The organism is Streptomyces sp. NPDC059371 (assembly GCF_042751995.1).
In the GTDB taxonomy this organism is placed as follows: domain Bacteria; phylum Actinomycetota; class Actinomycetes; order Streptomycetales; family Streptomycetaceae; genus Streptomyces.
Genome location: NZ_JBHYXD010000010.1, coordinates 34,342 through 48,368, shown reverse-complemented (window position 1 = coordinate 48,368; position 14,027 = coordinate 34,342). Strand labels below are relative to the sequence as shown.

At 69.3% G+C, this 14,027-nt stretch carries 15 protein-coding genes; 6 read left to right on the top strand and 9 right to left on the bottom strand.

Annotation, left to right across the window (positions count from 1 at the left end; all coding sequences use genetic code 11):
- Positions 1 to 238: 238 nt before the first annotated feature.
- A complete protein-coding gene (locus ACFXGX_RS08650) occupies positions 239 to 1,576 on the bottom strand; it encodes an MATE family efflux transporter (protein ID WP_384786702.1) in 1,338 nt (445 codons plus the stop codon).
- Between the two features lie 460 nt (positions 1,577 to 2,036).
- Between ACFXGX_RS08650 and dnaB the strand changes: the two genes are divergently transcribed.
- Positions 2,037 to 3,506, top strand: a complete 1,470-nt coding sequence (gene dnaB, locus ACFXGX_RS08645) for a replicative DNA helicase (RefSeq protein WP_384786699.1) — start codon at positions 2,037 to 2,039, stop codon at positions 3,504 to 3,506.
- A gap of 71 nt (positions 3,507 to 3,577) precedes the next feature.
- Positions 3,578 to 4,963 carry a serine hydrolase domain-containing protein gene (locus ACFXGX_RS08640; protein ID WP_384786696.1) on the top strand — a complete coding sequence of 462 codons (1,386 nt, stop codon included), beginning with the start codon at positions 3,578 to 3,580 and terminating at the stop codon, positions 4,961 to 4,963.
- A gap of 73 nt (positions 4,964 to 5,036) precedes the next feature.
- On the opposite strand, the gene ACFXGX_RS08635 is transcribed toward ACFXGX_RS08640, so the two are convergent.
- Positions 5,037 to 5,489 (bottom strand): GNAT family N-acetyltransferase, encoded by a 453-nt coding sequence (locus ACFXGX_RS08635; RefSeq protein ID WP_384786693.1) that lies wholly within the window; start codon positions 5,487 to 5,489, stop codon positions 5,037 to 5,039.
- Positions 5,490 to 5,498: 9 nt separating this feature from the next.
- On the bottom strand, positions 5,499 to 5,987 hold the full coding sequence (locus ACFXGX_RS08630) for a MarR family winged helix-turn-helix transcriptional regulator (RefSeq protein WP_384786691.1): 489 nt from the start codon (positions 5,985 to 5,987) through the stop codon (positions 5,499 to 5,501).
- Positions 5,988 to 6,126: 139 nt separating this feature from the next.
- Here ACFXGX_RS08630 and ACFXGX_RS08625 point away from each other — a divergent pair, with 139 nt between their 5' ends.
- Entirely contained in the window at positions 6,127 to 7,335 is a 1,209-nt protein-coding gene (locus tag ACFXGX_RS08625; protein WP_384786688.1) for an MFS transporter, read from the top strand.
- A 101-nt stretch (positions 7,336 to 7,436) separates the two neighbouring features.
- The gene (locus ACFXGX_RS08620) at positions 7,437 to 7,859 is read left to right on the top strand and encodes a heme-binding protein (RefSeq protein WP_384786685.1); all 423 of its coding nucleotides are present in this window, start codon (positions 7,437 to 7,439) and stop codon (positions 7,857 to 7,859) included.
- Between the two features lie 121 nt (positions 7,860 to 7,980).
- On the opposite strand, the gene ACFXGX_RS08615 is transcribed toward ACFXGX_RS08620, so the two are convergent.
- Positions 7,981 to 8,847, bottom strand: coding sequence for a GNAT family N-acetyltransferase (locus ACFXGX_RS08615; protein ID WP_384786682.1), 867 nt, complete (start codon positions 8,845 to 8,847; stop codon positions 7,981 to 7,983).
- 157 nt (positions 8,848 to 9,004) lie between these two features.
- On the opposite strand from ACFXGX_RS08615, the gene ACFXGX_RS08610 reads away from it, so the two are divergent.
- Complete coding sequence (locus ACFXGX_RS08610) at positions 9,005 to 9,637, top strand: HAD family hydrolase (RefSeq protein WP_384786679.1); 633 nt, start codon at positions 9,005 to 9,007, stop codon at positions 9,635 to 9,637.
- Between the two features lie 37 nt (positions 9,638 to 9,674).
- Here ACFXGX_RS08610 and ACFXGX_RS08605 read toward each other — a convergent pair whose 3' ends face one another.
- The 5 genes from ACFXGX_RS08605 to ACFXGX_RS08585 form a co-directional block, all read right to left on the bottom strand.
- Complete coding sequence (locus ACFXGX_RS08605) at positions 9,675 to 10,157, bottom strand: NUDIX hydrolase (protein WP_355760299.1); 483 nt, start codon at positions 10,155 to 10,157, stop codon at positions 9,675 to 9,677.
- A 201-nt stretch (positions 10,158 to 10,358) separates the two neighbouring features.
- Positions 10,359 to 11,264 carry a LysR family transcriptional regulator gene (locus ACFXGX_RS08600; RefSeq protein WP_384786676.1) on the bottom strand — a complete coding sequence of 302 codons (906 nt, stop codon included), beginning with the start codon at positions 11,262 to 11,264 and terminating at the stop codon, positions 10,359 to 10,361.
- 215 nt (positions 11,265 to 11,479) lie between these two features.
- Entirely contained in the window at positions 11,480 to 12,679 is a 1,200-nt protein-coding gene (locus ACFXGX_RS08595; protein ID WP_384786673.1) for a cystathionine gamma-lyase, read from the bottom strand.
- Positions 12,676 to 13,167, bottom strand: coding sequence for a low molecular weight protein-tyrosine-phosphatase (locus ACFXGX_RS08590; protein ID WP_384786671.1), 492 nt, complete (start codon positions 13,165 to 13,167; stop codon positions 12,676 to 12,678). Before ACFXGX_RS08590 ends, ACFXGX_RS08595 begins: the two co-directional genes overlap by 4 nt.
- An 18-nt stretch (positions 13,168 to 13,185) precedes the next feature.
- Entirely contained in the window at positions 13,186 to 13,563 is a 378-nt protein-coding gene (locus ACFXGX_RS08585; protein WP_384786668.1) for a phage holin family protein, read from the bottom strand.
- An 81-nt stretch (positions 13,564 to 13,644) separates the two neighbouring features.
- Between ACFXGX_RS08585 and ACFXGX_RS08580 the strand changes: the two genes are divergently transcribed.
- Entirely contained in the window at positions 13,645 to 13,962 is a 318-nt protein-coding gene (locus tag ACFXGX_RS08580; RefSeq protein ID WP_384786665.1) for a cupin domain-containing protein, read from the top strand.
- Positions 13,963 to 14,027 lie beyond the last annotated feature (65 nt).

Sequence of the window (14,027 nt, the reverse complement as noted above, 5' to 3'; positions counted from 1 at the left end):
GGCCGCACCCTCGGGTGCGGCCCTTCTGCTTGTCCTGGAGGCGCTGGGGTGGGCGTGGGTGTTCCCCGGATGCCGGGGACCGCCGTTTCACGTGAAACCGGCGCCTTGTTTCCCGTGAAACGTCCGGCGTAGGTCGCGGAGTCCGCGGTGAAACGACCCGCGCGCGCCAGCGGGTGGGCGGGTCCTGGAACGTCCGGAGTACGTCAGCGGGTGGGTGGTCTGAAACGTCCGGCGTACGTCAGCGGGTCGCGCCCGTGACGATCCAGCGACCCGAGCGGGAGCGCAGCCACAGGGTCAGCATCCGCACCGCCATCATCAGCGTCATCGCGCCCCAGAGCGCGGTCAGTCCGCCGCCGAGGACGGGGACGAGCAGGGCGGCGGGGGCGAACGCCGCCAGGGTGAGCAGCATGGCCCAGGCCAGGTACGGCCCGTCCCCCGCGCCCATCAGCACGCCGTCCAGCACGAAGACGATCCCGCAGATCGGCTGGGAGACGGCCACCATCACCAGGGCCGGCAGCGCCGCGTCCTGTACGCCCGGGTCGCCGCTGAACAAGGGAAGGAAGAGGGGGCGAGCGGCGATGACCAGCAGACCGAGTACGAGTCCGGTGACCAGCCCCCAGCGCACCATGCGCCGGCATGCATCGAGGGCGCCATGGGCGTCGTCCGCACCGAGGTGGCGCCCGATGATGGCCTGTCCCGCGATGGCGATGGCATCGAGCGCGAAGGCGAGCAGACTCCACAGCGACAGGATGATCTGGTGGGCCGCCATGTCGGCGTCCCCGAGCCGGGCGGCGACCGCCGTGGCGATCAGGAGGATCGCCCGGAGCGACAGCGTTCGGACGAGCAGGGGGGTTCCGGCCTGGGCGCAGGCTCGAATGCCGGCCGCGTCCGGCCGCAGGGAGGCGCCGTGCTTCCGTGCTCCGCGGAGGACGACGTGGAGATAGACAGCGGCCATGCCGCACTGGGCGATGACCGTTCCCCAGGCGGACCCGGCGATGCCCAGACCGACTCCGTAGACGAGGACGATGTTGAGGGCAGCGTTCGTCACGAACCCTCCGACGGCTACATACAGCGGGGTCCTCGTGTCCTGGAGTCCACGCAGGATGCCGGTGGCGGCCAGGACGACCAGCATGGCGGGGATGCCGAGTACCGAGATCCGCAGATAGGTCGTCGCGTACGGGGCGGCGGAGCCGGATGCGCCGAACCATTCCATGAGGGAGGGCGCCGTGGGCAGGGCGACGACGATCACCGCCACGCCGATGAGCAGGGCGAGCCAGATGCCGTCCATGCCCTGGCGAATCGCAGCTCGCAGATCACCGGCCCCGACCCGGCGGGCGACCGCGGCGGTCGTGGCGTAGGCGAGGAAGACGAAGACTCCGACGGCTGTCATGAGAAGGGCCGAGGCGACGCCGAGTCCGGCCAGTTGCGCGGTGCCGAGATGGCCGACGATGGCACTGTCGGCCAGCACGAAGAGAGGCTCGGCCACGAGTGCGCCGAACGCCGGAACGGCCAGTGCGACGATCTCACGGTCGTGCCGGTGCCGGTCGGCCCTGGGCGCCGCTGAAGCCTGTGTCATGGGCATCAATCTAATCTTCCACAGGTAAGAGATGCAAAAGGCGAAGGACCCTTACTTGGTGGCGTGTGGAGTGTGGTGTGACGCACTGTTCGAAGGGATCTTGATTCTGCTGGGCAACTTTTTCTTCTGCACAGCCGGTGGACGGTAAAACACCAGGTCAGCTGGCATTCCTCCGAAGCCCTGAGGGCTTGTTCACAGGGCTGTCCACCGGGTCGTGCACAGGTTTCGCGGAGTTCTCCACAGCATCGGGGCCGTCGTCCACATGGCCTGTGGATAACCAGATTGGCTGACGGTGCCCGCGGGCCTAACGTGGGGCGGCGCCCGTTCTCCTCTCCGACCTCGGAAAGCATGCAAAACCGACGCGCGAGATCCGGAGTCGGGCCGCTCACTTTGTCAGTGCCGTGCCGTAGAAATTGAAGGCACTGCTAGGTCCGCGCTGCGGACGGGAGGAGGTGGCTCGGTGACTATTTCCGAGCCCTTGGACGACCCCTGGGCGGACAGCGGACCCACTGATCGTCTGCCCTCGTCCCGTCGCCGCGGGAACGGCGGCCGAGGCCGCGACGAGCAGCACGACCGGGACAACGGGTCCTGGGAGAGCGGCGGTTCGTCCTTCGAGAGGGTGCCGCCGCAGGACCTCGACGCCGAGCAGTCCGTCCTCGGTGGCATGCTCCTGTCGAAGGATGCCATCGCCGACGTCGTCGAGGTGCTCAAGGGCCACGACTTCTACCGTCCGGCCCACGAGACCATCTACGGAGCGATCCTCGACCTGTACGCGAAGGGCGAGCCGGCCGACCCCATCACGGTCGCGGCCGAGCTCACCAAGCGCGGCGAGATCACCAAGGTCGGCGGAGCACCGTATCTGCACACGCTGGTGCAGACGGTCCCGACCGCCGCCAACGCCGAGTACTACGCGGAGATCGTGCACGAGCGCGCGGTCCTGCGCCGCCTGGTCGAGGCCGGCACGCGCATCACACAGATGGGGTACGCGGCCGACGGAGACGTCGACGAGATCGTCAACAGCGCCCAGGCCGAGATCTACGCGGTCACCGAGCAGCGCACCACCGAGGACTATCTGCCGCTCGGCGACATCATGGAGGGCGCTCTCGACGAGATCGAGGCGATCGGATCGCGTTCGGGGGAGATGACCGGCGTACCGACCGGCTTCACCGACCTCGACTCGCTCACCAACGGTCTGCACCCCGGCCAGATGATCATCATCGCGGCCCGTCCCGCCATGGGTAAGTCGACGCTGGCCCTGGACTTCGCCCGTGCCTGCTCGATCAAGCACAACATGCCCAGCGTGATCTTCTCGCTCGAAATGGGCCGCAACGAGATCGCGATGCGTCTGCTGTCCGCCGAGGCGCGCGTGGCACTGCATCACATGCGGTCCGGCACCATGACCGACGAGGACTGGACCAGGCTCGCCCGGCGTATGCCGGACGTCTCGGCCGCCCCCCTCTACATCGACGACTCCCCGAACCTGTCGATGATGGAGATCCGCGCCAAGTGCCGCCGCCTCAAGCAGCGCGCCGATCTCAAGCTCGTCGTCATCGACTACCTCCAGCTCATGCAGTCCGGCGGCAAGCGTTCCGAGAGCCGCCAGCAGGAGGTCTCCGACATGTCGCGAAACCTGAAGCTGCTGGCCAAGGAGCTGGAACTGCCGGTGATCGCGCTGTCCCAGCTCAACCGTGGTCCCGAGCAGCGTACGGACAAGAAGCCCATGGTCTCCGACCTGCGTGAGTCCGGGTCGATCGAGCAGGACGCGGACATGGTCATCCTGCTCCACCGCGAGGACGCGTACGAGAAGGAGTCCCCGCGCGCCGGCGAGGCGGACATCATCGTCGGCAAGCACCGTAACGGCCCGACGGCGACGATCACGGTGGCCTTCCAGGGTCACTACTCGCGCTTCGTGGACATGGCCCAGACCTGATCCGCCGCCCCACGGGGCGGCTCCGTTTCAATCCGCTCGACGTCCGGGGCCCGGGCGGGTGGACTGGTGTCATGACGACATCCCACGATGATCTGCTTCCCGGTACGCGCCGGGCCCTGCTGCACCGCATTGCCGTCGCGCAGAGCGAGGGACGGGCGCCGTCACTCGTCGCCTCGGTGGTACGGGGCGGGAAGGCGGTGTGGAACGGAGCACGGACGTCGGTGGCCGGTCACGGCCCGGACGAGAACGTGCAGTACCGGATCGGCTCCATCACCAAGACCTTCACCGCCGTTCTGGTGCTGCGGCTGCGCGACGAGGGTGTCCTGGACCTCGGCGACCCGCTGGAGAAGCATGTGCCGGGCACCGGTGCGGGGGAGGTCACCGTCTCCCAACTGCTCGCCCACACCGGAGGACTGGCCGCCGAGTCGCCGTCGCCGTGGTGGGAGCGGACATCCGGCTCCCTGCGCCCCGAACTGGCCGACGTACTGGGCGAGCAGCCCTTCCGTCATCCGGTCGGACGCCGGCACCACTACTCGAACCCCGGCTACACGCTGCTCGGTGCGCTGGTCGAGGAGCTGCGCGGCGCACCCTGGGAGGAGGTGCTGCGCCGCGAGATTCTCGAACCGCTCGGCCTGCACCGTACGAGCCCTCGCCCGCAGGCGCCGCACGCGGGGGGATGGGCGGTCCACCCCTGGGCGGACGCGATGATGCCGGAACCCGCGGAGGACCTCGGGCGGATGGCTCCGGCCGGACAATTGTGGTCCACCACCGGGGACTTGGCCCGCTTCGCGGTCTTTCTCGCACACGGTGACGACCGGGTGCTGAGCGCGGAGTCCGTCAGTGAGATGCGTGCGCCCGCCGCTCCGCCCGAGACCGCGGAACTGGCGGCGGGGGCCTCGTACGGACTCGCCCTGCAGATCGTGCACCGTGACGGCCGGACCCTCGTCGGGCATTCCGGGTCCTTGCCGGGATTCCTCGCCGGACTGGTGATCAGCGTGGAGGACGACGTGGCGGCGGTGGTGCTCTCCAACTGCACCTCGGGGCCGCCCGTGTTCACCGTCGCAGCCGACCTGGTGCGGATCGTCGCCGAGGCGGAGCCGCGGATCCCCGAGCCCTGGCAACCGCTGACAGAAGTGGACCAGAGCGCCCTGGAGTTGGCGGGCCAGTGGTACTGGGGGACTCAGGCATTCGGACTGCGGCTCCCGGCCGATGGAGGCCTGGTGCTGGGCCCGCTCTCCGGTATCGGCAGGGGAGCCCGCTTCCGGGCGAACGGCGACGGGACGTGGACGGGGCTCGACGGCTACTACGCGGGCGAGCTTCTGCGGCCCGTACGGCGGCCTGACGGCACCGTCAGCCATCTGGACCTCGGGTCGTTCGTGTTCACGCGGCAGCCGTACGACGAGGGCGCCCCGGTGCCCGGCGGAGTGGACCCCGAAGGCTGGCGAGGAGTTCGGTAGGCGCCGTCAGGTGCGAGGCGGCCTGTTTCACGTGAAACCGGCCGCCTCGCCTGCGTCTGGCCGTCGGCTTCTCTCAGAGAGGCAGCTTGAAGCCGACGTGTGAGGCCTCGAAGCCGAGCCGCTCGTAGAAGCGGTGGGCATCGGTGCGGGAGACGTCGGAGGTGAGCTGGACCAGTTGGCAGTCCTGGCGGCGGGATTCCTCGACCGCCCACTCGATGAGCTCCGTCCCGAGGCCGCTGCCGCGCTCGTCGGTCTGGACGCGTACCGCCTCGATGATGGAGCGCGTGGCCCCTCTGCGGGACAGCCCGGGAATCACGGTGAGCTGCAGGGTGCCGACGATACGGCCGTCGCGCACGGCGACGACCAGGTGTTGGTTGGGGTCGCGGCTCAGACGCTCCAGGGCGGCCAGGTAGGGGCCCAGGTCGTCGGGCGATTCACGTTGGGCACCCAGTGGGTCGTCGGCCAGCATCGCGACGATGGCGGGCACGTCGTCGGCGACCGCGGCTCGTATCTCAAGATCTGCCATGAGCGCACCCTACGAGGGCACGCCCACGGAAGGCACGGGATGGACGGGCGTGTTCGCCGACTCCACGACCCGGACCAGGGGCGCCAGGTCGGGGTTCTCGGCCGCGTCGTCGAGTGCCTCGCGCAGGGCGGCGTCATTGGTGGGCCGCGCCTCGGCGAGAAGCTTCAGTCCCGCGTCGCTGACGTTCGTGTAGATGCCGCGCCGGTCGGTCGGGCAGAGGTAGCGGGCGAGCAGTCCGCGGTCCTCGAGGCGGGTGACCAGTCGTGTGGTGGCGCTCTGGCTGAGCACGACCGCGTCCGCGACCTGCTTCATCTGGAGATGACCGCCGTCGCCGTCGTGCTGACGGCTGAGTACGTCGAGCAGGGAGTACTCGCGCGCGCTGAGCCCGTGCTTGGCCTGCAGGGCCCGCTCGATGTGGGCCTCGATCCTCCCGTGCAGCAGGGAGAGTGCGCACCATCCCTGGGCGAGGGCGGTGAGCGCGGGGTCCGTGGCTGTCATGGCGTTTCCTCCGTCCAGGAGCGGCTGAATCCAGGATAGAGCACAGACGCAATAGCCCGCGCTTGCATATAGCCCGCGTCTGCAACTATTGTGAACGCAGGCAAAGCGCTCATGCAATCGTCTGGAAGGTGTACCCACCATGCCTCTCGCGCTTCTGGCCCTCGCGATCGGGGCCTTCGGGATCGGAACAACCGAGTTCGTGATCATGGGCGTTCTGCCCGAGGTCGCCGGAGACTTCGGGGTCACCATCCCTACGGCCGGACTGCTGGTCACCGGCTATGCCCTGGGGGTCGTCATCGGTGCGCCGATCATGACCGCGCTCGGCACGAAGGTGTCCCGCAAGCGGATGCTCATGGTGCTGATGGGACTGTTCGTCCTCGGCAATCTGATCTCCGCGGCGGCTCCGACGTTCTGGCTGATGTTCGCGGGCCGGGTGGTCGCCTCCCTCGCGCACGGTGCCTTCTTCGGTATCGGGTCCGTGGCCGCCGCCGAACTGGTCGCGCCGGAGAAGAAGGCCGGTGCCATCGCGATGATGTTCAGCGGGCTCACGATCGCCAATGTCGTCGGCGTCCCCCTGGGAACGCTGATCGGGCAGTCCGCCGGCTGGCGCGTCACGTTCGCCGGAGTTGCCGCGCTCGGCATCGTCGGACTGCTGGGTATCGCCAAGCTGGTCCCCGAGATGCCGAAGCCCGAGGGAGTGCGTCTGCGCCATGAGCTGGCCGCCTTCAAGAACGTCCAGGTCCTGCTCGCGATGGCGATGACCGTGCTCGGATTCGGCGGAGTCTTCGCGGCCGTCACCTACATCGCGCCGATGATGACGCACGTCGCCGGCTTCGCCGACGGATCGGTCACCTGGCTGCTGGTCCTCTTCGGCCTCGGCATGGTCGGCGGAAACCTGATCGGCGGCAGGTTCGCCGACCGAGCGCTGATGCCGATGCTGTACACGTCGCTGGGCGGCCTCGCCGTCGTACTCGCCCTCTTCACCGTCACCGCGCACAACAAGATCCTGGCGGCCGTCACGATCGCCCTCATCGGCGCTCTGGGCTTCGCGACCGTGCCGCCCCTGCAGAAGCGCGTTCTCGACCAGGCGCACGGCGCCCCCACCCTGGCCTCGGCCGTGAACATCGGCGCCTTCAACCTCGGCAACGCCCTCTCGGCCTGGCTCGGTGGCGTCGTCATCGCCGCGGGCCTCGGTTACACGGCCCCCAACTGGGTCGGCGCGGGTCTCGCCGCCGGCGCGCTCGTCCTGGCCGTCATCTCGGCCGGCCTGGAGCGCCGCACGTCCCGGCCCGGCGTCGTCGTCGCCGGAGGTGTCCCCGCCGAACCGCGGACCGCCGTCCACCACTGACCGGAATCGGGCCCGCCGCGGGACCGGGGCCGCTTCCGCGGCGCTTCGATCCGGCACGTTCCCGACCCGACACAGAACACCCCCACAAGGAGAACAGCCTCATGAGCACCACCACCGCCGTCACCCCCCTGACCATCGAGGACGCGGAGGTCCTCGTGACCGCCGCCCGACGCGCCGCCGAAGCCGCGGGTGTCCGGGTCAGCGTCACCGTCCTCGACGCGGGCGGCCACCTGCTCGCCTTCCGGCGCGACGACCGGGCCGTGCTGATCTCGGGAGAGACCAGCACGCGCAAGGCCTACACGGCACTCCAGCTCGACTCGGCCACCGCCGACCTCGTCGACGCGGTGCAGCCCGGGGGCCTCTTCCACACCCTGCCCACCGCGCTCGACCGGCCCCTGCTGTTCATCGCGGGCGGCGTACCGGTCCGCCGCGACGGCCGGCTGATCGGCGCGATCGGCGTCGGCGGCGGTATGCCCGAGCAGGACCACGGCTTCGCCGTCGCCGCGGCCGAATCGCTCGTCTGACCTCCCGCAGGACAGTCCGCCCGTCCGACGGACGACGGACGATCGACGACGGTCCGGCGGTGCCGGTCCCCTCGTGCCCGAGGGACCGGCACCGCCGTGTGTCCGGAGGGCCGCCGAATTCCTAGCCGGCGGCCACGGTCAGCGGCGCGAAGCGGCGGGTCCAGTCGCCGGGCAGTTCCGGGATCCGGTGTGTCATCACCGAGTTGAAGCCGACGGAGGACAGCCCGCGTTCTTTCAGCCAGCCCAGCAGTTCCTCGTGCCGCGTGTCGATGTCGGTGCGCAGCGGACGGTCGGTATGGGCGGCGAGCGAGGAGACGAGGGCCTTCGCCGTCCTCGTGTCCCGGGCGATCACCGGGCCGACGACCTGCGTGGCCATGTTGGGCCAGGCGGCCGCGTAGCCGGTGATCCTGCCGTTCTCCTCGGCCACGCGCAGTTGGTCCGCGAAGGCGGGCAGCCGCGCGATCATGTGGGTGCGGTCGGTGCCGAAGACCTCTTCGTCCAGCCGCAGGACGGAGGCGAGATCCTCCGCCGTGGCCGGGCGGGTGAAGACACCGGAGGCGGAGTCGTCGGAGATGAAGACACCGCGGACCATCTCCGCCCGGCCGATGGCCTTGAATCCCAGCTCCTCGTAGAGCGGGCGCCCGTACGCGGTGGCGTGCAGGGTCAGCGGGGTCGTGCCCGTCTCCTCGACGACGTGCCGCATCAGACGGCGGCCGACACCTTGGCGCGCGTGCCGCCCGGCGACGAGGACCATGCCGATCGCGGCCAGTTCGGGACGCTCACGTGGTCCGTATTCCGTCACCACGCACGCGGTGACGAGACCGCCGGCGGGGTCGTCGATGCCGTATCCGGTTCCCCCGGCGAGCAGGAGACCCCACTTGTGCTCCTCACGGGGCCAGCCCCGGTCCTCGGACAAGTCGGCACAGGCGACGAGGTCGCGGGGCGTCAGGCGGCGAATGGGCAGAGCGGCGAGGGAAGGAATCGACACGCAGTTCAGGCTGTCCGAGATCACCCCCTGCCGTCCACCGCTTTCCCGGCACTCCCGCCGGCTTTGGCCGTACGTCGCGCCGTCGGCGGTGAGCGGCACGGGTTTCACGTGAAACGCCGTCCCCTGAAAGCCGATTGGGCCAGTAGCCTCCACGGACATGGCGAGACTTCACCTCTTCGACCTCGACGGGACGCTGCTCCACGGAAGCACCGCGCCCTTGGAGATCTCCCGGCAACTCGGTCTGGAGGCCGAGACCATCGCGCTCGAAAACGCCATCTCCGAGGGGCGCATAGGCCCGCCGGAGTACGCGACCCAGGTGCACGCTCTGTGGACGGATCTCACCGAGGCGCATGTGACGGCGGCCTTCGACGGTGCCCCCTGGATGTCGGGGATCGAGGACGTCTGGAGGGAGATCCGGCGAAACGGCGACTACTGCGCCGTCGTCTCGCTGTCGCCCTCCTTTTTCGTGGAGCGCCTGCTGACGTGGGGAGCGCACGCGGCTCACGGCTCGCGCTTTCCCGCGGTTCCGTTCGCGGAGCCGTTGGACCCGGCGGGGGTTCTCAGCGCTGCGGCAAAGGTGCATATCGCGGATCTGCTCTGTGCGGAGTTCGGGGTGAGCCGGGCCGACTGCGTCGCCTATGGCGACTCGGGCTCGGACAAGGAACTCTTCGGCGTTGTACCGGTGTCCGTCGCGGTCAACGCGGACCGGCATCTGAGCGGCCTCGCCACGCATGCCTACGCGGGGTGGGACCTGGGCGCCGCCTATCGACTGGTACACCGCGCCGGGTGACCGAGGGCCGCCGGAACGGCGTTGGGTTCTCTCCGGATCAGCCCAGGTCGGGCGCGTGCATGGCGCGTACGCCCTCGATGTTCCCGTCGAGGTAGTGCCTCAGCGACAGGGGTACGAGGTGGACGGAGGCGATCCCGACCCGGGTGAACGGGACGCGGACGATCTCGTATTCGCCGATGGGCTCGTCAATCTCGGGACCGTGCCGCAGGGACGGATCCATGGACTCCAGCCGGCAGACGAAGAAGTGCTGGACCTTCACACCGGTCGCGCCGCCGTCGTCGCCGATGTGCTCGACCGTGTCGACGAAGCAGGGAACCACATCGACGATCTTGGCGCCGAGTTCTTCGTGCACCTCGCGATGGAGTGCCTCGACGACAGTCGTGTCCTCCGGTTCGACCCCGCCACCCGGTGTGAGCCAGTAGGGATCGATGCCGGGCTTGGTGCGCTTGATCAAGATCAGGTCGTCGCCGTCGAGCAGGACGGCACGTGCGGTGCGCTTGACCACGGGTCGGACGGTCATGGGAGAAATGTGGCCCGGCTGGTTCCACGTGAAACATCGCGTGGCCGCGATTCCGCGTGAAAGCCCCGAAGAATCTCCGGAGTCCCGGAGTCCCGGAGTCCCGGAGTCCCGGAGTCCCGGAGTCCCGGAGTCCCGGAGTCCCGGAGTCCCGGAGTCCCGGAGTGTCAGGTCCGGGACCGCGGCTTCCCGCCCGTGCCCGCCTCAGCTCCAGTCGACGGCCGCCCGCAACAGCCAGGCGTGCGCTCGGGCGATGTGCGGCATCGCCAGCGTTCCGGTCCGCACGACCAGGAAGTACGTACGCAGCGGGGGCACCGCGGGGTCGAGGAGCGCCACGACGTCACCACGCTCGATGGCCTCGGAGCAGAGGTACTTGGGCAGGACGGCCAGGCCCGCGCCCGCGGAGGCGCAGGCGAGGACCGCTCGGAGATCCGGGACGATCACCGTGCCGGAGGCGGCGGGGCGGCAGTCGAAGACCGAGGCCCAGTAGCGGGCGACGAGCGGCAGCGACTCGTGGACCTCGACGATGGGGAAGTCCTCGAGAGCGTGGGCGCCCTTGCGGCGGAGCTTGCCCGGACCGATCTCGGCGGCCCAGCGCGGGGCGGCGACCAGGACGTGCTCCTCGTCGCAGAGCGGAGTCGCGGTGAGAAGCGCGCCCCGTGGCTGGGCCGTCGTCATGGCCAGATCATGATGTCCGGCGGCGAGCCCCTCCATCGTCTCCTCCGCGTTGCCGAAGGTGGCGCGCAGCGCGAAGCCCTGGCCGTCGTCTCCGGTCAGTTCCATGAGAGCGGGCAAGGCGCGTTCCGCGGTGAACTCGGGTGGTCCGGCGAGATGCAGCGTGCGAAGGGACGAGTCCTCGTCGAGACCGGTCTCGGTGATCTCCACGAGGGCGTCGAGATGCGGCGCCGCCTTGTGGGCGAGTTCGTCGCCGATGGTCGTGGGCGTCACCCCTCGCGCCTGGCGCAGGAACAGCGGCCGCCCCAACTGGCGCTCCAGCGTGCGGATCTGCGAGGTGACGGCCGGCTGGGACAGGCCGAGCAGTGCGGCGGCACGAGTGAAGGAACCGGCCCGGTGCACGGTCACGAACGTGCGCAGCAAGGCCAGGTCCATGGTGCCTCTCCCCTTTCAGCACCCCGCGCGAGCCCCAACTATAAATAAGTCGATAGGTCTCTGTCGCTACTGTGATTGGACACTGACACAGAGTCAACTAGCCTTGTTCGCGCGGTTCTTCGCGCGCAGAACCGGGACGGTCCGAGCCACGAGGGGGGAGGCTCGGACCGTCCGTTGTGCGTAGCGGGGGTACTGATCCCGTCGTGACGGGTGCCCTACTCCGCGGAGGCGTCGAGAGCCCTCAGGATGTCCGTCACCAGATCCTCGGGATCCTCGGCACCGGCGGACAGACGGATGAAGCCTTCCGGGACGGCGTCGCCACCCCACCGGCCGCGCCGCTCGGCCGTGGACCGCACCCCGCCGAAGCTGGTGGCGTCGTCCACCAGACGCAGCGCGTCGAGGAAGCGCTCCGCGCGCTCGCGCGAGGGCAGCGTGAAGGAGACCACGCATCCGAAGCGGCGCATCTGCTGCGAGGCGATCTTGTACGAGGGGTCGTCGGGCAGTCCCGGGTACCGCAGCCCCGTCACCTCGGGGCGGTCCCGCAGTACCTCGGCGATCGTCTTCGCGGTGGCGGTCTGCCGGTCGGCCCTGAGCTGGAGCGTCGCGAGCGATCGGTGGGCGAGCCAGGCCTCCATGGGCCCGGGGATGGCTCCGACGATCTTGCGCCAGCGCCGTACGGGAGCCATCAGACCGGCGTTCTTGCCGGTGACGTACCCGAGGAGGATGTCGCCGTGCCCGGTGAGCATCTTGGTTCCACTGGCCACGGAGAAGTCGGCGCCCAGCTCCAGCGGACGCTGTCCGAGCGGGGTGGCCAGAGTGTTGTCCACGGCGACGAGCGTGCCCTGCGCGTGCGCGGCGGCCACGAGGCGGCGCAGATCGCAGACGTCGAGTCCTGGGTTGGACGGTGTCTCGATCCACAGCAGCTTCGCGCCGTCCAGCACCTCGAGCTGGGCGTCGCCCGCGGTGGGAGCGGTGCGCACCTCGACGCCGAACGAGTTCAGTTGCTCGCGCACCAGCGGCAGCACCTGATAGCCGTCGTCGGGCAGCACGACGACGTCGCCGGAGCGCAGATGAGAGAAGAGCACCGCGGAGATGGCGGCCATGCCGGAGGGGAAGGAGAGCGTCTCGACGGACTCCTTCCCGGGAGCCTCCAGCTCGCCGATGGCGCGCTCCAGGAGCGTCCAGGTCGGGTTCTCGTCGCGGCCGTAGGTGTAGGGGCCGGTGGGATCACCGGGCAGATGGAAATGCGCGGCGAAGACCGGGCCGGGAAGGGTCGGCTCGTACTTGACCGGTTCGGGAAGCCCGGCACGTACCGCCCGTGTGCCGTCGCCCGAGCCCGTCGCCCACGTGTCCGCGCGCTCGCCCGTGGGGCCGGTGCCCTCGTCGTCCGCCGTGACGAAATCCCCTGACGTCATACTGCTCGTCCCTCCATTTGCTCTCGTACCGCGGCGAGCAGGCCGGGGCTCGCCGCCTCCACCATCTCAAGACATTCCTCGAAGCCGTCCATCTGTCCGTAGTACGGATCGGGGACGTCCAGGTCGTCGCCCGCGGCGGGGTCGTACGAGCGCAGCAGCCGGACCTTGCCGGCGTCCTCGGCGCTCTTCGCGAGGCGGCGCAGGGCCTTGAGGTGGCCGGTGTCGAGGGCGATGACGAGATCGAGACGGGAGAACCACGAGGCCTGGAACTGCCGGGCCGCGTGGTCGCTCTCGTAGCCCCCCGCCTCCAGCACGGCGACGGTGCGCTCGTCGGCTCCGTCGCCCTCGTGCCAGCCGCCCGTGCCCGCGCTGTCGACCTCGACGATTTCGTCGAGTCCGGCTCGCGCCACGTGGGCACGGAAGACGGACTCGGCCATCGGCGAGCGGCAGATGTTGCCGGTGCAGACGAAGCAGACGCGGTAGGTCATCGGACTCTCTCGGTCGTTTCAGTCGCCGTCGGGCAGCACGACATTGAGCGCCCAGGAGACGACGGAGATGATCAGGCCGCCCAGGACGGCGGCCCAGAAGCCCTCCACGTGGAAACTGAGGTCGAGTTTGTCGGCGAGCCACGAGGTGAGCAGCAGCATCAAGGCGTTCACCACCAGGGTGATCAGGCCGAGGGTGAGGATGAAGAGCGGGAAGGTCAGCACCTTCACGACCGGCTTGACCAGGAAATTCACCAGTCCGAAGACCAGTGCGACGAGGATGAGCGTGCCTATCTTCTTGCCCGTGCTGTCGCCCGTCAGGGTGATCTTGTCGAGCAGCCAGACGGCGACGGCCAGGGCCCCCGCGTTGGCGAGCGTCTTGACTACGAAATTCTTCATGTGTCTGATCGTGGCAGAGAGATCGACTGGCCAGAAGAGGCTGTGGAAACAGCCTGTGGTGTACAAGAGCGGACGAGGGCGATGAAGGCATTCCGGCTGGATGAACTGGAGGCGGAACGCGCCGCCAACGACGGTGCCTACCTGCAGTTTCTGCGTGAGCGGAACATGTCGGTCGGGCTGTACGCGCTCGACGCGGGCGCCTTCGATCCGCAGAAGCCGCATGCCCAGGACGAGGTGTACTTCGTCGTCAGCGGACGGGCTTCGGTCACGGTCGGCCTGGAGACCACTCCGGTGGCCCGGGGCAGCGTCGTCTACGTGCCCGCCGGGGTCGCCCACAAGTTCCACCACATCACCGAGGACCTGCGGGTTCTGGTGGTGTTCTCTCCGCCCGAGAGCTGACCCCGCGTCTCAGGGTTCCCTAGGGGAACGGTCAGGGGAGGACAAGGGATGCGAGGGCACCGCAC